Source organism: Erwinia billingiae Eb661, assembly GCF_000196615.1.
Lineage (GTDB): Bacteria > Pseudomonadota > Gammaproteobacteria > Enterobacterales > Enterobacteriaceae > Erwinia > Erwinia billingiae.
In genome coordinates this window covers 4,634,404-4,654,851 of the sequence record NC_014306.1, presented here as the reverse complement: position 1 = coordinate 4,654,851, position 20,448 = coordinate 4,634,404, and the positions used below count along the sequence as shown (strand labels likewise).

General features: G+C 56.9%; 18 protein-coding genes. 13 read left to right on the top strand and 5 right to left on the bottom strand.

Translation table 11 applies throughout. The features are described 5' to 3' along the window. Positions 1-100: 100 nt before the first annotated feature. Positions 101-2,239: an intracellular growth attenuator family protein gene (locus EBC_RS22685; protein WP_013204201.1), complete on the bottom strand. Its 2,139-nt coding sequence runs from the start codon at positions 2,237-2,239 to the stop codon at positions 101-103. 409 nt (positions 2,240-2,648) lie between these two features. Here EBC_RS22685 and nudE point away from each other — a divergent pair, with 409 nt between their 5' ends. After that, positions 2,649-3,215 carry an ADP compounds hydrolase NudE gene (gene nudE / locus EBC_RS22680; protein ID WP_013204200.1) on the top strand — a complete coding sequence of 189 codons (567 nt, stop codon included), beginning with the start codon at positions 2,649-2,651 and terminating at the stop codon, positions 3,213-3,215. Positions 3,216-3,296: 81 nt separating this feature from the next. Here the strand turns inward: nudE and mrcA are convergent, their stop codons facing one another. Continuing rightward, positions 3,297-5,852: a peptidoglycan glycosyltransferase/peptidoglycan DD-transpeptidase MrcA gene (gene mrcA, locus EBC_RS22675; RefSeq protein WP_013204199.1), complete on the bottom strand. Its 2,556-nt coding sequence runs from the start codon at positions 5,850-5,852 to the stop codon at positions 3,297-3,299. A gap of 118 nt (positions 5,853-5,970) precedes the next feature. Between mrcA and pilM the strand changes: the two genes are divergently transcribed. From pilM to trpS, 12 genes are all read left to right on the top strand, one after another. After that, positions 5,971-6,798 (top strand): type IV pilus biogenesis protein PilM, encoded by an 828-nt coding sequence (gene pilM / locus EBC_RS22670; RefSeq protein ID WP_013204198.1) that lies wholly within the window; start codon positions 5,971-5,973, stop codon positions 6,796-6,798. Next, complete coding sequence (locus tag EBC_RS22665; RefSeq protein ID WP_013204197.1) at positions 6,798-7,337, top strand: PilN domain-containing protein; 540 nt, start codon at positions 6,798-6,800, stop codon at positions 7,335-7,337. Before pilM ends, EBC_RS22665 begins: the two co-directional genes overlap by 1 nt. Continuing rightward, positions 7,330-7,830, top strand: a complete 501-nt coding sequence (locus EBC_RS24755; RefSeq protein WP_013204196.1) for a HofO family protein — start codon at positions 7,330-7,332, stop codon at positions 7,828-7,830. Before EBC_RS22665 ends, EBC_RS24755 begins: the two co-directional genes overlap by 8 nt. Then, complete coding sequence (locus EBC_RS24750) at positions 7,820-8,218, top strand: HofP DNA utilization family protein (protein WP_071822131.1); 399 nt, start codon at positions 7,820-7,822, stop codon at positions 8,216-8,218. Before EBC_RS24755 ends, EBC_RS24750 begins: the two co-directional genes overlap by 11 nt. Then, the gene (hofQ, locus tag EBC_RS22650; RefSeq protein ID WP_071822130.1) at positions 8,157-9,419 is read left to right on the top strand and encodes a DNA uptake porin HofQ; all 1,263 of its coding nucleotides are present in this window, start codon (positions 8,157-8,159) and stop codon (positions 9,417-9,419) included. Before EBC_RS24750 ends, hofQ begins: the two co-directional genes overlap by 62 nt. A 386-nt stretch (positions 9,420-9,805) precedes the next feature. Further along, a complete protein-coding gene (gene aroK / locus EBC_RS22645; RefSeq protein WP_041692146.1) occupies positions 9,806-10,327 on the top strand; it encodes a shikimate kinase AroK in 522 nt (173 codons plus the stop codon). A gap of 52 nt (positions 10,328-10,379) precedes the next feature. Then, positions 10,380-11,468 carry a 3-dehydroquinate synthase gene (gene aroB / locus EBC_RS22640; RefSeq protein WP_013204192.1) on the top strand — a complete coding sequence of 363 codons (1,089 nt, stop codon included), beginning with the start codon at positions 10,380-10,382 and terminating at the stop codon, positions 11,466-11,468. A 90-nt stretch (positions 11,469-11,558) separates the two neighbouring features. Next, complete coding sequence (locus EBC_RS22635; RefSeq protein ID WP_013204191.1) at positions 11,559-12,587, top strand: SPOR domain-containing protein; 1,029 nt, start codon at positions 11,559-11,561, stop codon at positions 12,585-12,587. 124 nt (positions 12,588-12,711) lie between these two features. Continuing rightward, a complete protein-coding gene (gene dam, locus EBC_RS22630; protein WP_013204190.1) occupies positions 12,712-13,530 on the top strand; it encodes an adenine-specific DNA-methyltransferase in 819 nt (272 codons plus the stop codon). A 52-nt stretch (positions 13,531-13,582) separates the two neighbouring features. Further along, the gene (gene rpe / locus EBC_RS22625; RefSeq protein ID WP_013204189.1) at positions 13,583-14,269 is read left to right on the top strand and encodes a ribulose-phosphate 3-epimerase; all 687 of its coding nucleotides are present in this window, start codon (positions 13,583-13,585) and stop codon (positions 14,267-14,269) included. Beyond that, positions 14,253-14,930 carry a phosphoglycolate phosphatase gene (locus EBC_RS22620; protein ID WP_041692145.1) on the top strand — a complete coding sequence of 226 codons (678 nt, stop codon included), beginning with the start codon at positions 14,253-14,255 and terminating at the stop codon, positions 14,928-14,930. The genes rpe and EBC_RS22620 overlap by 17 nt, the downstream gene beginning before the upstream one ends. Positions 14,931-14,947: 17 nt before the next feature. Further along, on the top strand, positions 14,948-15,952 hold the full coding sequence (trpS, locus tag EBC_RS22615; RefSeq protein WP_013204187.1) for a tryptophan--tRNA ligase: 1,005 nt from the start codon (positions 14,948-14,950) through the stop codon (positions 15,950-15,952). A 57-nt stretch (positions 15,953-16,009) separates the two neighbouring features. Here the strand turns inward: trpS and cysG are convergent, their stop codons facing one another. The 3 genes from cysG to nirB form a co-directional block, all read right to left on the bottom strand. Then, positions 16,010-17,374 carry a siroheme synthase CysG gene (gene cysG / locus EBC_RS22610; protein ID WP_013204186.1) on the bottom strand — a complete coding sequence of 455 codons (1,365 nt, stop codon included), beginning with the start codon at positions 17,372-17,374 and terminating at the stop codon, positions 16,010-16,012. A 75-nt stretch (positions 17,375-17,449) separates the two neighbouring features. Further along, positions 17,450-17,776 (bottom strand): nitrite reductase small subunit NirD, encoded by a 327-nt coding sequence (gene nirD / locus EBC_RS22605; protein WP_013204185.1) that lies wholly within the window; start codon positions 17,774-17,776, stop codon positions 17,450-17,452. After that, complete coding sequence (gene nirB / locus EBC_RS22600; RefSeq protein ID WP_013204184.1) at positions 17,773-20,307, bottom strand: nitrite reductase large subunit NirB; 2,535 nt, start codon at positions 20,305-20,307, stop codon at positions 17,773-17,775. Before nirB ends, nirD begins: the two co-directional genes overlap by 4 nt. Positions 20,308-20,448: the final 141 nt, after the last annotated feature.

Sequence of the window (20,448 nt, the reverse complement as noted above, 5' to 3'; positions counted from 1 at the left end):
TCGCTGGAATTCAAGGCGCTTCATCGCAGGATAATCAGGGGAGTCAGAAGGGGAGGCCATTCGCCTTGTCAGCCTTAAAAATAGCATAAAACTGACCGGCTCAGAATAACGGGCGAATGCTCTGGCTGGTGCTCAGCGAGGGGCTGAAGCACTTGTCGTAATAGGTTTGGATGGCAATCAGGCGCTGGCGATTACCGTGGATGCGCTTCAACGCCAACAGGCCGTTGATCACAAAACTGAGCGTAACCACCAGTAGCAGCAGGCTGGTGCCCAGATAACGCCACAGCGTCAGTTTGTCCGGTGCGCTGTGCAGCGCAATATGACGGGTGCCGTTTGCATCGGTGGTGATGTTGGTGACGATGCCGCTGGCGTAAAACTGGGTGTGCAGCAGCATGCCGGCCAGACGTTGCAGCTCGGGCCACTGGTCGGGTGCATTGAAATCAAACAGTGAAACGCTCGGTGCCTGCTGGTTCACTAGCTGCCGGCCTTCATCGCTGAGGATCAGGAAGCCGCCTGGCGGTGGGCTGTTCAGCGCTTCCGCCGCACGGCGTGTCTCGCGGTAGAAGAACGAAGAGGTGGCGGTATTCACCAGATTTTCCAGCGCTTCAGCGCTGACCGGGCGCAGCAGCACATTCATGCCGTTCAGCGAGCCGGAATCCGCCCGGCGCACCAGCGTATCCCAGTCTTTGGCATTGCCGAGGTTAACCAGCGCATTCTTCAGCCGTACGCAATCCTGATCCTGACTGCATAACTCCTGGGTTCTCAGGACGATGTCCGAGAAATCGTCCAGCAGGATCATGCCGGATTTCTGTATAGCCGTTGCCAGCTGTGGGTTGAGCTTTGGATCGGTGTTGCTTTGCGGGTGGAGCTGCATGCTGGTGGTGCTGAGCAGCGCGGTGGCTTTATCAATAATGTCGGACTGCGGCTGGGGCAGGGGAGCGGCGTTATTCCAGTAAACTGCCGAGCAGTCGAACGGCATAAAGGCGTAAGTGCGGTTGCCCTGATAGGTTGCCGGGATGGAACACATGCCTTCGCCGTTGACCTTCAGGCTGTCACCGATATGCAGCGGCATTTTTTCCAGATCGTTGACCGTCTGAACCTGAACGCTTTCGGTGCCCTTTAACCACGCCAGGCTCAGCTTGAGCGGCATACTGAGCGGGATCCACGCAACCAGCAGCACCATTACCAGTAACGATCCTGCCGCCAGCACCAGATTCTTTTTCCAGCGCTGAATCGGGAAGTTGCGCACCTCATCCTGCAGCGAGAGGAAACGCCCCTGGCGGACAACCTGGCGGTTCAGGTAAATATCTATTTCAGTCGACTGGCCCAAATCAGTAGAGACGTAGGGCTGCCAGTGTGGCGGGTAAATCAGGTCAATGATGCCCAGTGAAATATTGCTGACCTGTCCCTGGTTCGATTCGCCGAACAATCCCCAGCGCTTAGGCGCGCCGCGCAGGCAGTGAATTTCGCGGAGATCTTTTTCGCCAGGACGACGGTAGAGGAACCAGCAGCTTACCGCAATCATCGCGGCGCCAGCCAGCACCAGCCACGGCATCAACAGTTCAGGGCCGACCAGACTGACAAAGAACAGCAGGAAGGCGATGCAGATTGCGGACGCTTCACGCGTGCCGTCCGGGCGGCTCAGGGCATACTCTTCGGCGGTTTCCTTGCGCACGCTGACCAGCTCAATGTTTTCGCTCTCTTCTTTCCTGATCGAGGCGTTTTGCGACACCGGGCGAATAGCCGGGGCCAGCGCGGGCTGTTCATAAACGTAATTCACCAGCGAATGGCCATTTAACGAAATGACCAGCGGAATGGATTGCGTTTTGATCAGCTCAACGTAGTTCTCTTCAGCAATATACTGTTCCCACAACGGCGGCAAATGCACTTCTACCGCATCCAGGTAGTAACGCCATTTGTTGGGATCATCAGTGGAGAGGCCGTAGCGGGTAATCGAGCGGGTGACAGGGTAGACGTTGCTGCTTTGCGAGGTGAGGACCAGCGGTTCGGCTGTCCTGCTGGTACCACCGGGTAAGGTGTTATCGCGATGTTTTTCAAGCAGGCTGATATAGCGCTCAACGGCTTTGCGCTCGTCGTCGCTCAGTTTACGAAATGGAGGACTGATGAATGGCAGTGGTTTCGCCAACGGCGGGCGATGCCGCATAGCGTACCAAAAGAAACATCCCGCTCCCATCGAGCAGGCCAGCATTACAGCCAATATAATGACTATTGTGCTCATGCTTCCCTCATTCCTGCCACGATGCTCCCGTCGTCATTATGATGATACCCGGCTTTGATCATATCGTTACCGACATTGTGGCGGGTTTAGACGGCTCTGGCAATCCGCTGTGTATACAAAAATAGCGCGCAAAATCATAAAATTAGATTATTAGTATAAGATTCCCTGTTGTGATGGTATCAACCCATTTGCCGCATCAGTATCGGCATAATCCTATTTTTACTGGTCCTGATTGACTTTTTTTAAAACTTTTCATGCTAGCCGACGCGCATTTGTTATAACTACGTAAAATAATCCATGCGATGATTGGCATCCCCACTCCGGTGCCGCACAATGGGGGTACGACGGTCAATATGCCGTGACTTACGGGCTATGACGCTCATTTTTTGGCTTTTTTCCTGGGGCCACTATGACCAGACAACTGCAGAAACCCAAAATCCTTAATGTGGAAGCCGTGGCACGCTCGCGCCTGTTCACCGTTGAGGCCGTAGACCTGGCATTCAGTAACGGTGCCCGTAGAGTCTATGAGCGGATGAAACCCACTGACCGCGAAGCGGTAATGATCGTGCCGATTATCGACGACCACATTATCCTGATCCAGGAGTATGCGGTGGGGCTGGAATGCTATGAACTCGGCTTTCCAAAAGGGTTGATTGACCCAGGCGAAACCCCGTTTGAAGCGGCAAACCGTGAGCTGAAAGAGGAAGCGGGTTTCGGCGCGGAAACGCTGGAAACGCTGGGTAAACTGACGCTGGCACCGTCCTATTTCTCCAGCAAAATGAATATCGTGGTGGCGGAAAAGCTCTATGAAGAGAAGCTGGAGGGAGATGAACCTGAACCCCTTCCGCAGCTGCGCTGGCCGCTGGATAACCTGCTGGGATTGTTACAAGAACCGGACTTCTGCGAGGCGCGTAACGTCAGTGCGCTGTTCCTGGTCCGTGAATGGCTGGTGAAGCAGGGCCGCATTCGCTATTAAAAAAGCGGGCACCAGGCCCGCTTTCGTTGATTAAGAGGGACGCGCCGGATAACGGCGCGTCCCTTTTTGTTGGCTTAACGATCAGAACAGTTCATGACTCTGGCCGTTATCCATCAGCGTGGTGCCGACATCATGCACGGAGTACTCGGTAGGCTGGGTGCCATCGATGAAGTATTCCTGACGGGTGTTGCCACCGCCATTCGCCAGCTTGCCGGTGCCACGGTCAATGGTCACCGTCACCACGCCTTCCGGCGGAGTCAGGGGTTGAACAGGCACGCCATCCAGCGCAGCTTTCATATACTGATCCCAGGCAGGCTGAGCACTTTTCGCGCCGCCTTCATACCCTGAAATCTGATCCTTGATCGCACCCGACGCCGTGGTGCGACCCAGATCGCGACGGTGGTCATCAAAGCCAATCCACACCGAGGTCACCACGCCAGGGCCATAACCAGAGAACCAGGCATCTTTCGAGCTGTTGGTTGTCCCGGTTTTGCCGCCGATATCGTTGCGACCTAAATCACGACCTGCGCGCCAGCCGGTTCCCATCCAGCCTGGCTCGCCGAAGATGTTCGAGTTCATTGCACTCTTAATCAGGAACGACAGCGGCGTGTTGATCACGTGAGGCGCGTATTGCTGCTCGCCATCCTGCTCGGCCTGCTTCTGCGAAACCTGCTCAAGCTGCGGCTGAGGAACGGCGGTCTTTTCACCTTCTTTCGAGACGGCAACGTTTTCCACGCTGTCTTCACTCAGAGCGACCGCTTTCTTGGTTTCGCCGTAAATGACCGGAAGATTGCACTCCGGGCAGGCGACCTTCGGTTTCTCTTCAAACAGGGTGTTGCCTTGCTCATCTTCGATCTTGCTGATGAAGTAAGGGTCAACCAGGAAACCGCCGTTAGCCATAACGGAGTAACCGCGCACCATCTGCAGCGGGGTAAAGGACGCGGAACCCAGCGCTAACGATTCGGTGTGAACGATGTTTTGTGCCGGGAAGCCAAAACGCTGCAGATATTGTGCCGCGTAATCGACGCCCATTGCGCGCATAGCCCGCACCATCACCACGTTTTTCGACTGTCCCAGACCCTGACGCAAGCGGATTGGACCATCGTAGGTTGGCGGTGAGTTCTTCGGACGCCAGTCAGAGCCGGCACCCGCATCCCAACGTGAAATCGGCACGTCGTTAAGGATAGAGGCCAGCGTCAGCCCACGGTCCATCGCGGCGGTGTACAGGAACGGCTTGATGTTCGAGCCCACCTGGCGCAGTGCCTGAGTGGCACGGTTGAATTTGCTCTGATTAAAGTCGAAGCCACCCACCAGCGCACGAACCGCACCGTTATGGGGATCCAGCGAAACCAGTGAGGAGTTCACATCCGGCACCTGACCCAGCGCCCAGCCGGAATCCACTTTGTAGACCCAAATTTGCTGACCGGCCTGAACCACTTCCGTCACCGATTTTGGCGTGCGGCCTTGTGCCGTGTCGGATTTGTATGGACGTGCCCAGCGCATACCCGCCAGATTCAGCGCGATGCTGCTGCCGTCACGCATGGTGACCGTGGCTTCATCACTGTTCGCCTCGGTAACCACTGCCGGGAACAGCGGACCATATACCGGCAATGCCTTGAGGGACTTGACGATTGCCGTGTGGTCCCATGGGTTCTGGCCCACTTTCCACAACACATTCGACGGGCCACGGTAGCCGTGACGCATATCGTAGTTCATCACGTTGTCCTGCACCGACTTCTGGGCAGCCAACTGTAATTTACGGGTGATGGTGGTGGTGACTTTGAAGCCGTCGTTATAGGCGTTGTCGCCATAACGCTTAACCATCTCCTGACGAACCATCTCGGTCAGGTAAGGGGCAGAGAACGCAATTTCCGGCGCGTGGTAGTTGGCTTCCAGCGGGGTGTTGCGCGCTTCGTCATACTGCGCCTGAGTGATGTAATTCTGGTCCAGCATGCGACCCAGCACCACATTGCGGCGCTGTAACGCGCGCTCGTGTGAATACAGTGGGTTGAACGTTGAAGGGGCTTTAGGCAAGCCGGCAATCATCGCCATTTCGCTCAACGACAGCTGATCAACGGTTTTGCCGAAGTAAACCTGCGCTGCGGCGCCCACGCCATACGCACGGTAGCCGAGGTAGATCTTGTTCAGATAGAGCTCAAGGATTTCGTCTTTATTCATCATCTGCTCAATGCGGATGGCGAGGAAAGCCTCCTTGATCTTACGCATCAGCGTACGCTCAGGGCTGAGGAAGAAGTTACGCGCCAGCTGCTGGGTGATGGTACTCGCCCCTTGTGACGCATGCCCGGACACCAGCGCCACGCTTGCCGCACGGAAGATGCCGATAGGATCGACTCCGTGGTGCTCGTAGAAGCGGCTGTCTTCGGTAGCGATAAAGGCTTTCACCATCACCGGCGGGATTTGCTGCAGTTTCAGCGGAATACGGCGCTTCTCGCCATACTGAGCAATCAGCTCATTGTCGGCGCTGTAAACCTGCATAGGCGTCTGCAAACGCACATCTTTCAGTGTGGCAACGTCGGGCAGCTGGGGCTCTATGTATTTGTACAAACCATAGACCGAGCCTGCTCCAAGCAAAATGCAACACACTGCAAGGATCAATAAATACTTTACGAACTTCACCTGATATTTTCCATTCTGAGTCGATTGGGCAGTTTATAAACAATCGCGCGGTAGTATAAAGGCAAGCCAGAAGCTTGGATACGTCCTTTTAGATACTGACGATATGGAGATCGCGCGAATGGCATTTCAGACATGGCAAGTCGGCCTGGATATTCAAAACGGGCAACTCTGTGCCCTCGGCATCCAGCGCCGTCGGAACGGCTGGCAACTTCGCCACTGGTGGCAACATGCGTTGCCGCAAGATACGTTAGTTAACGGGCTGCTGCAACGTCCTGAGCCGGTGATCGCCCTGCTGCAAAACTGGCGCAGGCGGCTCCCTTACCGCATCTCGCTACGGGTGGGTTTTCCTCCGCAACTGGTGCTGCAGCGGCAGATCGAGCTGCCTGGCAGCCAATTGCGTGAACCAGAGCGTAGCAGGTACATCACCGCAGCGGCGAGGCGATTTTTCCCAATTGAACCGGAGACGCTGGCGCTGGATTACCGTGTGGAGGCCGACGCCGGCAAAGCGCTCTATCTGACCGCAGCCCGTCAGGATGCGCTTCAGAGCTGGCTGCACTGCCTTCATCAGGCCAGACTCAACCCCCAAGTGCTGGAGCTGTCGCCCGCGGCACTGCACGCCCTTTCAACCACGTTACCGCTCAACCCGTCGGCCGCGCTGGTTCACCGTTTGCAGGATCACTGGCTGTGGTATTGCCCATTTGTGGGCAGGCCTCGCTGGGGCTGGAGTTCAGTGCAGGATGCGCCAGATTTTGCCGCGTTACAGCAGAAGCAGTTAGCGGACGTTGACGCATTTTATTACAGCTCGTACCAAAAGGAACCGCTGCCGGAGCGCGCGCAGGGGTTGGATCCTTTTGCCGCATTTGCCCTGAAGCAGCCGCCGTTACCCACGCTCAGTGGCGCTTTTTCGCTGGCTGCCGGACTGGCGCTTCGTCCAGGAGATGCCTGATGGTTTGGGTCAATCTGTTGCCCTGGCGGGCACTCAAACTGAAAAGGGCGCGTCAGCGTTGGGCATGGGTGCTGGGTGTGCTGGTGCTGACACTGATCGCCGCCGGAATGCCAACGGTCGGGACGCGGGCGCTTAACCAGCAATACCAACGTCTGGACAGCTTTATTCAGGGTGCCAGCCAGCGGCTGGAAGAGCAGACCCGGCAGATGTCGGCACTCACGCTGGAAAAAGAGGGCCTGCAACGCCAGCTTGCGGCGCGCCAGCAGCGTCAACATCGCCTTGATCGCTGGCGAAGCTTTGCCCTGAGTCTGCCCGAGGTGATGCCAGACACGCTGTGGCTGAGCGCCATGGCTAAAAACGCCACCAGCCTGACGCTCTCAGGAGTCTGCCAGGGAATAAGCGATCTGGAGACGTTTCGCCTGCAGCTGCAAACGCTGGCATTGGCCGCGCAGGTAAAAACCGGGCAGCTGAGTCGAGGCCCACAAGGCAGGCTGGCCTTTAACCTGTTGGTGACGCTTGCAGGAGAAGAAGATGAATAGCGCCTGGTCTCGCTGGCTGAGTTTACCGGTCTGGGTGCAGGGCTCGCTGCTGTGCATGGCCGTCTGTGCTTCTGCACTGTGCGTTTGGCATCTTTGGACCGCACCGGCCGACCAGCAGGCGATAAAGCTGCTGGCTCAGCATCGGCTGCAAAGCAGTCGGTATCAGCTTCTTGTGCAACGTCTGATGGCGTCGGGATCCTTTGTCAGTGCCAGGGAGGAAATCGCGCAACTTCAGCAGGCGCTGCAGCCTGAGCAGAAAACAGCCTTCTCTTTACTGACGTTGACCCAGATTTCTGGTGGCGAGTTGGCAGACTGGCAACCCAGCCGCCAGGGAGGAAGCCTGACGTTGGATGTTAGCTGGCCGCAGGTGGAAAGCCTGTTCGGCTATCTGAGCACGCTGCCCGCCGGCGTGACGCTATCAAGCTTCACCCTCAAGCCTGAACACGCGCAGCTGCGTTTCCATCTGACGCTGGCCCTGAATCATGAAGACTGAACGCGGAAACCTCTGTAGGGCCATCGTTAGCCTGTTGTTGCTGGTGGCTGCGGACAGTCAGGCCGGTCGCGATCCCTTTCAGCCGTTGGTGAGTGAATGCGAGCAACATCCGATGCCTTTTCACTGGCAGCTGAAAGGCATCATTGGCCAGGCTGACGATTTCCATGCCTGGCTGATGGCGAAAAAAGGCAAGTGGATCCAGCTTACTCAGGGCCAACAGCTTAACCAGCGCTGGCAGTTGCAGGAGATCACCGCGTTGAGCATTACCGTGGCGGATCTGAACGGGTGTGAGCCAGCGTTTAAAAGGAACCTAAAAGGGAGCATTTATGAAAAGGATAGTTTGTCTGCTGATGCTGATGGGCGTACTGACGCCGTTAAAGGCCAATGAACGACCGGTCTCGCTGGCCTTTGACGATGCGCCGGTGGGGCAGGTACTGCAGGCGCTGGCAGACTGGCAGAACCTGAATTTGATGGTGGCGCCAGAAGTGCAGGGTACGCTTTCTCTCAGGCTGACGAACGTTCCCTGGCAACAGGCGCTTCAGCTGGTGGCCCGCATGGCTCAGCTCAGTGTCGAAACCGAAGACAGTATTTTACTGGTGTGGCCGGAAAGCCGGGCGCTGGAACAGCAACGCAAGGAGGCGCTGGAACAGGAACATCAGCGTGAGAAGGCCGAGAAAGAACAGCTGCTGATAACTGAAGTGCTGACGTTGGCCCACGCGGATGCCAGCATCGTTAACAGCAGTTTGCAGTCGGAGCGTGCACGACTGATGAGTGAGCGCGGCAGTGTTACCGTCGATGCCCGAACCAACAGTTTACTGCTGCGTGACACGCGCCCAGCGTTGGATGCCACCCGACGTTGGGTACAGGCGCTGGATGTGCCGTTGGAACAAATCGAGCTGGCGGCCCATATCGTCACCATCAACGAGGAGAGCCTGAGAGAGTTGGGCGTTCGTTGGGGCACCACCAGCAATGAGCAAATCACACAAGCGTTGCGCACCAGTCAGTTTACCGTCTCCCTGCCTGTTGCGGATGCCGCCCTGACGGCGGGCTTTACGCTGGCCCGACTGGACGGAAAATTGCTCGATCTGGAGCTTAGCGCGCTGGAACAGGAAAATAAGCTGGAAATTATCGCCAGCCCGCGTCTGTTTACTTCCCATCAGCAACCCGCCAGCATCAAACAGGGCACCGAAATCCCTTATGAAGTATCCAGCGGCACCAGCGGCACCACCACGGTGGAGTTTAAGGAGGCGGTGCTGGGCATGGAGGTGACACCAGTGGTTCAGGCTAACGGCCGGATTTTATTGAAGTTACAGCTAACGCAAAACGTGCCTGGCCGAACCATGCGCAGCGGCGAGGGCGAATATCTGGCCATCGACAAACAGGAAATCCAGACGCAGGTGACGTTAAAAGACGGCCAGACGCTGGCCCTGGGCGGCATCTTTCAGCGTTCCACCGCCAGCGGCCAACGCAAAGTTCCGCTGATTGGCGATATTCCGATACTGGGGTCGCTGTTTCGCTATGATATTAATGAACAAAAAAGGCGAGAATTGGTGATCTTCATCACGCCACGACTGATTCGTGATGAGTAATGCTTTTTTTAGTCCAAACTGAGTAACCGGGTGCTTTTTTCCGGCCTTGAAGGCATATGGGTTTGACGCAAGGGCGGAATTAGCTTACAAGGTTTAGCGATTTTGATTTATGGGCCACAGTTTGGCTCCGAAGAATACACAGAACCCGTTTTTTATCGTGCGCAACCGGCGTAGCCGATGCAATGACATCGGGGTGATAAATGAAGCGGACTGAAACGCGCCAGATAGCGCGCAATGGGCAAGGTCAATTTAAACGGTTGCCAAAACACCTTCAGTGTTGAGATAATTTTGTTCTGACTCTCGCACAACGCTCATGAGGTTTCAGTTCATGTCCTGTCCGGTTGGACGGGGTATCATTAACGAATTGTCGTAGTAATACCGAAAAAATGGCAGAGAAACGCAATATCTTTCTGGTTGGGCCTATGGGTGCCGGCAAAAGCACTATTGGGCGTCAGTTAGCTCAGCAACTCAATATGGAATTTTTCGATTCCGATCAAGAAATTGAGCGACGTACCGGAGCGGATGTGGGTTGGGTGTTCGACGTCGAAGGCGAAGAAGGCTTCCGCGATCGCGAAGAAAAAATCATCAACGAACTCACTGAGAAGCAAGGCATTGTGCTGGCGACCGGTGGCGGTTCCGTAAAATCACGTGAAACCCGTAACCGTCTTTCGGCTCGCGGCGTAGTGGTGTATCTGGAAACTACCATTGAGAAGCAGCTTGCCCGCACTCAGCGCGATAAAAAGCGTCCTCTGCTGCAGGTGGAATCTCCACCGCGCGAGGTGCTGGAAGCGCTGGCCGCAGAACGCAATCCGCTCTACGAAGAGATCGCTGACGTGACGATCCGTACCGACGACCAGAGTGCGAAAGTGGTCGCGAATCAGATCATCAACATGTTGGAAAAGAGCTGAGTCCAGCTCTGACCGCCTGCGGGCCAAAGTAATAAAAAGGTGATAACGCTTCATGGAGAAGATTACCGTCACTTTGGGGGAGAGAAGTTACCCCATTACCATCGCTGCCGGACTGTTTACCGATCCGGCTTCTTTTTGGCCGCTTAAGGCGGGCGATCGGGCCATGCTGGTGACAAACCAGACGCTGGCCCCTCTCTATCTCACGCCTGTGCGCCAGCTGCTGGAAGGCGCTGGTGTGGAGGTTGACCAGGTGATCCTTCCCGATGGCGAGCAGTATAAAACGCTGGCGGTCATGGATCAGGTCTTTACCGCTCTTCTCGAAAAACCTCACGGTCGTGACACTACCCTTATCGCGTTAGGCGGTGGGGTTATTGGCGATCTGACCGGGTTTGCCGCCGCCAGCTATCAACGTGGCGTGCGCTTTATTCAGGTTCCTACCACATTGCTGTCGCAGGTTGACTCCTCTGTGGGAGGCAAAACGGCGGTTAACCATCCGCTGGGCAAGAACATGATCGGCGCGTTCTATCAGCCCGCTTCGGTGGTGATTGATATTGACTGCCTGAAAAGCCTGCCGCCACGCGAGTTAGCGTCTGGCCTGGCTGAAGTGATCAAATACGGCATTATTCTCGACGCTGAGTTTTTCGACTGGCTGGAAGCGAATATCGATGCCCTGCTGGCCCTTGATGGCACCGCGCTGGCGTACTGTATCCGCCGCTGTTGCGAGCTGAAAGCCGACGTGGTGGCCGCAGATGAACATGAATTAGGGCAACGCGCGCTGTTGAATCTCGGCCATACCTACGGCCACGCGATCGAAGCCCATATGGGCTACGGTAACTGGCTGCACGGTGAAGCCGTCGCTGCCGGCATGGTCATGGCTGCCCGCACGGCCGAGCGTCTGGGGCAATTCTCTGCTGACGATACCGACCGGATCATCCGGTTGCTCAAACGTGCAGGTCTGCCGGTCACCGGCCCGGAATCGATGGCGGCTGAAGCGTATTTGCCGCATATGATGCGTGACAAGAAAGTACTGGCTGGAAAACTTCGTCTGGTGTTACCTCTCGCTATCGGCCAGTCCGAAGTGCGCAGCGGCGTGGCCCATGATACGGTGCTGGCTGCGATCAACGACTGCCTGCCAGTCTGAAGCTGTTACATCGGGCTTGTGCCCAACGATCAAGTTATCCGCCGCTCAGAGGATGTTGAGTGGCGTCGCTGCTCTACTGTAGGAGGTTGAATGGACGAGTTTAAACCGGAAGACGAGTTAAAACCTGACACCAGTGATCGCCGCCCGCAGCGATCCCGCAAGACGTCTTCTGCCCCTAAAGTCCCGGTATCCCGCCAGCATATGATGATGGGCGTCGGTATTCTGGTGCTGCTGCTTTTGGTGATTGGTATCGGCTCCGCGCTGAACTCGCCGGGTGACAGCAACGGAAGCCAGACGGCTGAGAAGCCAGCTGCGCCAACCGGTACTGCGGCTACAACACCTGCACAGTCCGGCAGCGATAAAAATATCGATCTTTCTGGTTCCTCATCAATGAGCGGCCAGTCTGGATCCCAGCCTGCGCCTGATACCACCGCGGCAAACCCGCCGGCGACCAGCAATGGCCCGCAGGAACTCAGCGCACCGCCAATCTCTTCCACGCCAACTCAGGCTGCACCGGTTCAAACCCCGGCTAATCAGCAGCGCGTTGAGCTGCCGGGCGATCTGAATAATGCCCTGAGCAATCAGCAAGGTCAGGTCGATGCCGCCGCACAGGGTGCGCAGGATTCCGGCAGCTCATTGCCTACCGCACCGGCAACCGTTGCGCCGGGTGGCAATACGCCGCCTGCAACCGCAGCTAAGCCCGCCGCCAGCCAGCCACGTCATCCGACTCAGCATCAGGCTCCGGCAACTGCCCACAAGCCAGCCACGGCTAAACCTGCTGCAAAAGAGACTAAGCACGCTGCCACCACGCCAGCCGCGCGTAGCGCCTCTGAGCCGTCAAAAGCCTCTAGCTCAACGCCGGGTGGCAGCTATACGCTGCAGCTGAGCAGCGCCTCGCGTTCAGATACCCTGAATGCCTGGGCGAAGAAACAAAACCTGAGCAGCTATCACGTGTATAAAACCGCACGTAACGGTCAGCCATGGTATGTGCTGGTCAGCGGCTCGTATGCCGCGCCAGCAGATGCGAAGCGCGCCGTAGCCTCGCTGCCTGCTGAGGTTCGTGCACAAAACCCATGGGTGAAGCCAGTCAGCCAGGTGAAGAAAGAGTCCACTGAATAGAGGTCAGGCGAGCCTGATTTACTGATGAAACTGTTAGCCCTCTTCGGAGGGCTAACTATTCAAAGCGCAGATAGGTTGTTGTTGTCATCGCAGCCAGAAAAATAAGTGTAATAAAAACGACGGCATGAAAAAAAATCGCGCTTTTTTGAAATGGGCGGGTGGCAAATACCCGCTGCTTGAAGATATCCATCGTCATCTGCCGGAAGGCGACTGTCTGATTGAGCCTTTTGTCGGGGCCGGATCGGTGTTTCTTAACACTGAATTTCCGAGCTACCTGCTGGCGGATATCAACAGCGACCTGATTAACCTCTACAACATCGTTAAAACCCGCGTCAGCGAGTTCACCACCGATGCCCGCGAGCTGTTTACCAGTGAAACCAACGACGCCGAGTTCTACTACGCTCGCCGTGCTGAGTTTAATCGCTGTGAGGATCCTTACCGCCGTGGCCTGCTGTTTTTGTATCTCAACCGCCATTGCTACAATGGGTTGTGTCGCTACAACCTGAGCGGTGAGTTCAACGTGCCTTTTGGCCGTTATCGCAAACCCTATTTCCCGGAGGACGAGCTGTACTGGTTCTCTGAACGTTCACAAAACGCCACCTTTGTCTGTGAATCGTACGATGTTACCCTGAGCCGTGCACATAAAGGGGCGGTGGTCTATTGCGATCCCCCGTATGCACCGCTGTCAGCGACGGCGAACTTTACCGCTTATCACACCAACAGTTTCAGCCTGCTGCAACAACAGCATCTGGCGCAACTGGCGGAGAAGCTGTCGATGGAGAGCCACATTCCGGTGCTGATCTCCAATCACGATACCCCGCTAACCCGCGAATGGTATCAGGCGGCAAAGCTGCATCAAATCAAAGCGCGGCGTTCGATCAGTCGCAACAGTAACGGACGTAATCAGGTGGATGAACTGCTGGCGTTGTTCGCCGGGAGTTAGCCCTCAACTGCGGTACGTGCCTGTCGTCAGGCGCGCTAATTGGGAGAAATGGATGAAACAGTTTTTACTTGCCCCATCAATTCTGTCTGCGGATTTTGCCCGTCTGGGTGAAGACACAGCAAAAGCGCTGGCCGCCGGTGGCGATGTCGTGCATTTCGATGTGATGGACAATCACTACGTTCCCAATCTGACCATGGGGCCAATGGTACTGAAAGCGCTGCGCGACTACGGTATTACCGCGCCGATTGATGTGCACCTGATGGTGAAGCCGGTCGATCGTCTGATCCCGGACTTTGCTAAAGCCGGTGCCAGCTACATCACTTTCCACCCGGAAGCCTCCGAGCATGTCGACCGCTCACTGCAGCTGATTAAAGAGCACGGCTGTAAAGCCGGTTTGGTGTTCAACCCGGCCACCTCGCTCAGCTACCTGGATTACGTGATGGATAAAGTGGATGTCATTCTGCTGATGTCAGTCAATCCGGGCTTCGGCGGTCAATCCTTTATTCCCGGCACCCTCGATAAGCTGCGCCAGGTTCGCAAGCTGATCGACCAGAGCGGTTATGACATTCGCCTGGAAGTGGATGGCGGCGTGAAGGTTGAAAACATCGCTGAGATTGCCGATGCGGGCGCAGATATGTTTGTTGCCGGTTCAGCGATCTTTGGCAAAGCGGATTACAAAAAAGTGATCGACGATATGCGCACCGAACTGGAGAAATCACGCCATGGCTCATTTCACTAAGGTTCGCGCATTGGCTTTCGACCTGGACGGCACGCTGATTGACAGTGCGCCAGGTCTGGCCAGCGCGGTCGATGCGGCATTAACGGCACTCAGCTTACCGGCCGCAGGCGTTGAACGCGTCTCCACCTGGATCGGTAACGGTGCGGATATCCTGATTGAACGCGCGCTGACCTGGGCGTTAGGCCATCAGCCGGAAGACGATCTGATCCGCGATGCGCGCGTGCTGCTGGATACCCATTACGCCACCACCATCGAAAGCGGCAGCAAGCTGTTTCCGGGCGTGAAGGAAGGGCTGGCGGCACTGGCAGCGAAAGGCCTGCCAATGGCGGTGGTGACCAACAAACCGACGCCTTTCGTCGCGCCGTTGTTATCTTCACTGGGCATTGCAGACTACTTCTCGCTGATTATCGGCGGTGATGATGTGGTGGCGAAAAAACCGCATCCGGCACCGCTGTTTCTGGTGTTAGGCACGTTCGGCCTGTTGCAGGAGGAGCTGGTGTTTGTCGGTGATTCCCGCAATGATATTCTGGCGGCTCAGGCTGCCGGTTGTCCCTCAATCGGGATGACGTTTGGCTATAACTACGGTGAGCCGATTGCCGCCAGCCAGCCTACCGTTGTACTGGACCATTTTAACGATTTGTTGCCCGCACTCGGGCTGTAATTATCAGGACGAAAAACATGAGCAAACCCATCGTATTTAGCGGCGCACAGCCTTCCGGCGAACTGACCATCGGTAACTATATGGGTGCGCTGCGTCAGTGGGTCAGCATGCAGGATAGCCATGACTGCATCTACTGTATTGTCGACTTACATGCGATCACCGTGCGCCAGGATCCGACCGCACTGCGTAAAGCGACGCTGGATACGCTGGCCCTTTACCTGGCGTGCGGCATCGACCCTGAAAAAAGCACCATCTTTGTTCAGTCGCATGTGCCTGAACATACTCAGCTGAGCTGGATCCTTAACTGCTACACCTATTTCGGCGAACTGAGCCGCATGACGCAGTTCAAGGACAAATCGACGCGCTACGAAGAGAACATCAACGCCGGTCTGTTTGACTATCCGGTGCTGATGGCGGCCGATATCCTGCTGTACCAGACCACGCAGGTGCCGGTAGGCGAAGACCAGAAGCAGCATCTGGAACTGAGCCGTGACGTGGCGTCACGCTTTAACGCGCTGTATGGCGATATCTTTAAGGTGCCAGAGCCGTTTATCCCGAAATCAGGCGCGCGCGTGATGTCGCTGCTTGAGCCGACTAAGAAGATGTCCAAATCTGACGATAACCGTAATAACGTCATCGGCCTGCTGGAAGATCCAAAAGCGGTAGTGAAGAAGATCAAGCGCGCGATGACCGATGGCGATGAGCCGCCGGTGGTACGTTATGACGTGAAGAATAAGGCGGGCGTGTCTAACCTGCTGGATATCCTGTCTGGCGTGACCGGCACCAGTATTCCTGAGCTGGAGCAGCAGTTTGAAGGCCAGATGTATGGTCATTTGAAAGGCGCGGTTGCCGAAGCCGTTTCCGGCATGCTGACCGATCTGCAAGAGCGTTATTACCGCTTCCGTAATGATGAAGCGCTGCTGGATCAGATCATGCGTGATGGCGCGGCGAAAGCCCGTTCGCAGGCGCAGGTGACGCTGAAAAAAGTCTACGAAGCCATCGGCTTTGTTGCGCAGCCGTAACGGCCGTTGAATAAACCAGAAGCGGACGTTTTCGCTTCTGGTTTATCTTTCCATTCCTCAGAACCAACGCAATTTTTCCCGCAAGGCCACCACCCGGCCAACAATAATCAATGACGGGCTGCTGACTTCTGCTGCCAGGCTTGCCAGCTGCTGTAACGTGCCGCTGACCACCCGTTGCTGGGGCGACGTACCTCTTTCTACCAGCGCCACCGGCATATCGGCCGCCATGCCGTGAGCCAGCAGCTGCGTCTGGATCTCTCCCGCCTGTGACAGTCCCATATAGAACACCAGCGTTTGCTGCTCCGCCGCCAGGTTTTGCCAGTCGAGCGTGCCATTCGCCTGCAGATGCCCGGTGACCAGTCTGATGCTTTGCGCATGATCGCGGTGGGTCAGCGGAATGCCGCTGTACGCTGAACAGCCTGATGCGGCGGTGATGCCAGGCACCACTGAGAAGGGGATCTTCGCGTCCAGCAGCGCCTCCAGTTCTTCCGCGCCGCGGCCAAAGATAAAGGGATCGCCGCCTTTCAGACGCACCACCCGTTTGCCCTGTTGCGCCTGTTCCAGCAGAAGCTGATTAATGCTTTCCTGCGGTACGCAGTGGAAACCGGCCCGCTTGCCAACAAAGATGCGCTCCGCATCGCGGCGCACCAGTTCGAGGACCGCATCGGACACCAGACGATCGTACACCACCACGTCAGCCTGCTGGATCTGCTGCAGGCCTTTCAGCGTCAGCAGCCCGGCATCGCCAGGTCCTGCGCCAACCAGCACCACTTCACCGCGGTTCTCCAGCGGTTCCGCAAACAGCGCTTCGGTCAGCTGCGCAACCTGGTCGGTTTGTTGATTAGCCAGCGACTGCGCCAGCCGATCGTGATGAAACACTTTTTCCCAAAACCGTCTGCGTTGACCCATCTCGACGAACCGATCTTTAACCCGCTGGCGAAGAGAACCGGCATAGGCGGCGATTTTCCCCAGATGCTGAGGCAACAGCGCCTCTATTTTTTCCCGCAGCAGTCGGGCCATCACCGGCGCACGGCCGCCGCTGGAGATGGCGACAATCAGCGGCGAGCGGTCAACGATGGACGGCATAATGACGCTGGCCTGTTGCGGGGCATCGACGAGGTTACAGAACACCTGTCGTGCCTCGGCGCAGTCGCCCACCTGCTGATTCGCCGCATCGTCGTCGGTGGCGGCGATCGCCAGCCAGCAACCGTCGAGCATCTCCGCGCGGAAGGTGCCCTCAATCAAGGTGACCTTGCCTTCCTGCTGCCAGAGCCGGAACTGCGGGGAGAAATGGGTTGCACAGACTGTCAGGTCGGCTCCGGTTTTCAGCAGCATTCGCGCTTTACGTTCGGCAATGTCACCGCCGCCGACTAACAGACAGGCTCTGTTACGCAGCTGACAAAACAGGGGAAGATAGTCCATACAACGCTCACCAGTCAGAAAGAAAAGGGCCGCCAGAACGCGGCCGGTGCGGGATTTTTACATATCAGTCGGGGATCAAACAGCAATCTCTACCTGACCGTCACGGACGCGGGCAGGGTAGCAGGTGATGGAACGGCTTTCGTCTTCCATACAGAGGCCATCATGCAGACGGAAACGCTGCTTTTTCAACGGGCTGGCAACCCAAAGCGCCTGCTGATGCTCGCCGATTAATCCGCGCGACAAGACGCTGACCCCGGCAAAGGGATCGATATTGCTCAGCGCATACACCGTCTCATCGGCGCGTGGGCGGAAGATCGCCAGCTGTTGATTGTTCACCCACGCACACACGCCGGTGGCGGGCAGGATGCTGTCCAGAGAACAGACCGGTTGCCAGTGACTCATGATTGCTCCTCCATCAGAACAACAGGGATGCGCTCCTCCGGCCGTGCCGGGCGATGCTGCTCGCGTTCGCCGATGACCTGTACCAGCGGGTCGCGCCGTGAATCGTTGATAAAGTGGGCGAAGCGCGCGTGCTGACGCGGATCGTCCACGGTCTCTTTCCACTCGCAGACAAACCGCGCGCGCAGTCTGGCGAGTTCGGCTTCCAGCTGCGCATTGAGCGCCAGCGAGTCGTCAATGATCACCCGTTTCAGGTAGTCGATGCCGCCTTCCAGGCTCTCCAGCCACAGCGAGGTGCGCTGCAACTTATCGGCCGTGCGGATGTAAAAGATCATCAGGCGGTCGAGATAACGGATCAGCGTTTCCTTATCCAGGTCGGCTGCCAACAAATCCGCATGGCGCGGCTTCATGCCGCCGTTCCCGGCGACATACAGATTCCAGCCTTTCTCGGTGGCGATAATCCCTACGTCTTTGCCCTGGGCTTCGGCACATTCGCGGGTGCAGCCTGAGACACCGAACTTCATCTTGTGTGGCGTGCGGATGCCCTTGTAGCGGTTTTCCAGCTCGACGCCCAGGCTGACGCTGTCGCCGACGCCAAAGCGGCACCAGCTGCTGCCCACGCAGGTTTTGGCCATGCGCAGCGCTTTGGCATAGGCGTGACCGGTTTCGAAGCCGGCGGCGATCAGCTGTGACCAGATCGCCGGCAGGTCATCCTTCTGCGCGCCAAACAGGCCAATGCGCTGGGAGCCGGTGATTTTGGTGTAGAGGTTGTAGCGGCGGCCAATGTCGCCAATGGCCATCAGCCCTTCCGGGGTGATCTCTCCGCCGGCGGATCGTGGGATCACCGAGTAGGTGCCATCTTTCTGAATATTGCCGAGGAAGATATCGTTACTGTCCTGCAGTGAGGTGTGCTCAGGCTTTAATACGTATTCATTCCAGCAGGAAGCCAGCAGCGAGCCGACGGTCGGTTTACAGACCTCGCAGCCGTAGCCTTTACCGTATTTCGCCAGCAGCGCATCGAAGGTTTTGATCTCTTCAATGCGGATCAGGTGATACAGCTCCTGGCGCGAATAGCTGAAATGCTCGCAAAGGTGATGATTTACCTCGATGCCCTGACGGCTCAGTTCGGCATTCAGCACTTGGGTCATTAACGGCACGCAGCCGCCGCAGCCCGTTCCGGCTTTGGTTTCTGCTTTGAGGGCAGCCACGGTATGGCAGCCGCCCTGAATGGCGCTGACCAGATCGCCTTTGGTGACATCGAAACAGGAGCAAATCTGCGCGCTGTCCGGCAGCGAGTCGACGCCGATTGAGGGTTTGCTCCCGGCATGGGCCGGCAGGATCAGGGCATCCGGATTCTCAGGCAGTTCGATGGCATTGAGCATCAGCTGCAGCAGGTTGCCGTAATCGCTGGTGTCGCCCACCAGCACCGCACCGAGCAGCCGCCTGTTATCCTCGCTGACCACCAGCCGCTTATAGATTTCCTTGCTCTCATCCAGATAAACATAGCTCCGTGAACCCGGCGTGCGGCCATGCGGATCGCCAATGCCGCCCACATCCACACCCAGCAGTTTGAGCTTTGCACTCATATCCGCGCCAGCGAACAGGTTGTCGTTGCCCAACAGATGATCGCAGGTGACCTGCGCCATTTTGTAGCCCGGCGCCACCAGACCATAGATGCGGCCCTGCCAGGCGGCACATTCGCCGATGGCATAGATGTCGCCATCAGAGCTGAGGCAGTGGTCATCAATCAGCACGCCGCCACGCGGGCCGAGGGCAAGCTCGCTCTGTCTGGCGAGGGTATCCTGCGGGCGAATACCGGTAGAGAAGACGATAAAGTCGATGTCCAGCGCGCTGTCGTCGGCAAACTGCATGCGTTTGCCGCCTTCCGGGCGGTCGGTGATGCGTTGGGTGTTTTTACCGGTGTGAACCTTCACCCCCATCCGTTCGATTTTCTGCTGCAGCTGCGCGCCACCAAGGGGATCCAGCTGTTCCGCCATCAGCACCGGGGCAAACTCCACAACATGGGTTTCAATGCCGAGGTTTTTCAGCGCGCCAGCCGCTTCCAGCCCCAGCAATCCGCCGCCGACCACCGCACCGCGCGTGCTGCGGCGCGCGCAGGCTTCAATCGCGTTGAGGTCTTCAATGGTGCGGTAAACAAAGCAGTCCTGACCGTCCGCGCCGTTGATCGGCGGTACCCACGGATAGGAGCCGGTGGCGATCACCAGCTTGTCATAGTGTACGACGCGACCGCTGCTGGAAATGATTACCTTCTCCTGCCGGTTCAGGGTGATCGCCCGTTCGCCAATCAGCACCTCGACGTTATTTTTCAGGTACAGGTCGTTGCGGACCAGCGATAATTCTTCCGCGGTATGATGGGAAAAATAGGCGGAAAGGTGTACGCGGTCGTAGGCCACGCGAGGCTCTTCGCAAAAAACGGTGATGGCAAACTGGCCGGGCGTCGCCTTTTCCAGCAGTTCTTCAATCAGCCGGTGGCCTACCATGCCGTTGCCAATGATGACGAGTCGGGTGCTCATATTTGCCTCACAATGCAATGTAATGCCGCTACAATAGCGCGCCCGACCTCCGGCTTATTGATGTACATCAAAGCGCTTTTTAAATACTCCTTTATGGGTATGCTGCTGATTTTCTGGCTTTTATTGTAAGTATTGGAATTT

Excerpts from the sequence above, each read along its gene's own strand:
- EBC_RS22685 (WP_013204201.1), bottom strand. The coding sequence starts at position 2,239 with ATGAGCACAATAGTCATTATATTGGCTGTAATGCTGGCCTGCTCGATG.
- nudE (WP_013204200.1), top strand. The coding sequence starts at position 2,649 with ATGACCAGACAACTGCAGAAACCCAAAATCCTTAATGTGGAAGCCGTG.
- pilM (WP_013204198.1), top strand. The coding sequence starts at position 5,971 with ATGGCATTTCAGACATGGCAAGTCGGCCTGGATATTCAAAACGGGCAA.
- EBC_RS22665 (WP_013204197.1), top strand. The coding sequence starts at position 6,798 with ATGGTTTGGGTCAATCTGTTGCCCTGGCGGGCACTCAAACTGAAAAGG.
- EBC_RS24755 (WP_013204196.1), top strand. The coding sequence starts at position 7,330 with ATGAATAGCGCCTGGTCTCGCTGGCTGAGTTTACCGGTCTGGGTGCAG.
- EBC_RS24750 (WP_071822131.1), top strand. The coding sequence starts at position 7,820 with ATGAAGACTGAACGCGGAAACCTCTGTAGGGCCATCGTTAGCCTGTTG.
- hofQ (WP_071822130.1), top strand. The coding sequence starts at position 8,157 with ATGAAAAGGATAGTTTGTCTGCTGATGCTGATGGGCGTACTGACGCCG.
- aroK (WP_041692146.1), top strand. The coding sequence starts at position 9,806 with ATGGCAGAGAAACGCAATATCTTTCTGGTTGGGCCTATGGGTGCCGGC.
- aroB (WP_013204192.1), top strand. The coding sequence starts at position 10,380 with ATGGAGAAGATTACCGTCACTTTGGGGGAGAGAAGTTACCCCATTACC.
- EBC_RS22635 (WP_013204191.1), top strand. The coding sequence starts at position 11,559 with ATGGACGAGTTTAAACCGGAAGACGAGTTAAAACCTGACACCAGTGAT.
- dam (WP_013204190.1), top strand. The coding sequence starts at position 12,712 with ATGAAAAAAAATCGCGCTTTTTTGAAATGGGCGGGTGGCAAATACCCG.
- rpe (WP_013204189.1), top strand. The coding sequence starts at position 13,583 with ATGAAACAGTTTTTACTTGCCCCATCAATTCTGTCTGCGGATTTTGCC.
- EBC_RS22620 (WP_041692145.1), top strand. The coding sequence starts at position 14,253 with ATGGCTCATTTCACTAAGGTTCGCGCATTGGCTTTCGACCTGGACGGC.
- trpS (WP_013204187.1), top strand. The coding sequence starts at position 14,948 with ATGAGCAAACCCATCGTATTTAGCGGCGCACAGCCTTCCGGCGAACTG.
- cysG (WP_013204186.1), bottom strand. The coding sequence starts at position 17,374 with ATGGACTATCTTCCCCTGTTTTGTCAGCTGCGTAACAGAGCCTGTCTG.
- nirD (WP_013204185.1), bottom strand. The coding sequence starts at position 17,776 with ATGAGTCACTGGCAACCGGTCTGTTCTCTGGACAGCATCCTGCCCGCC.
- nirB (WP_013204184.1), bottom strand. The coding sequence starts at position 20,307 with ATGAGCACCCGACTCGTCATCATTGGCAACGGCATGGTAGGCCACCGG.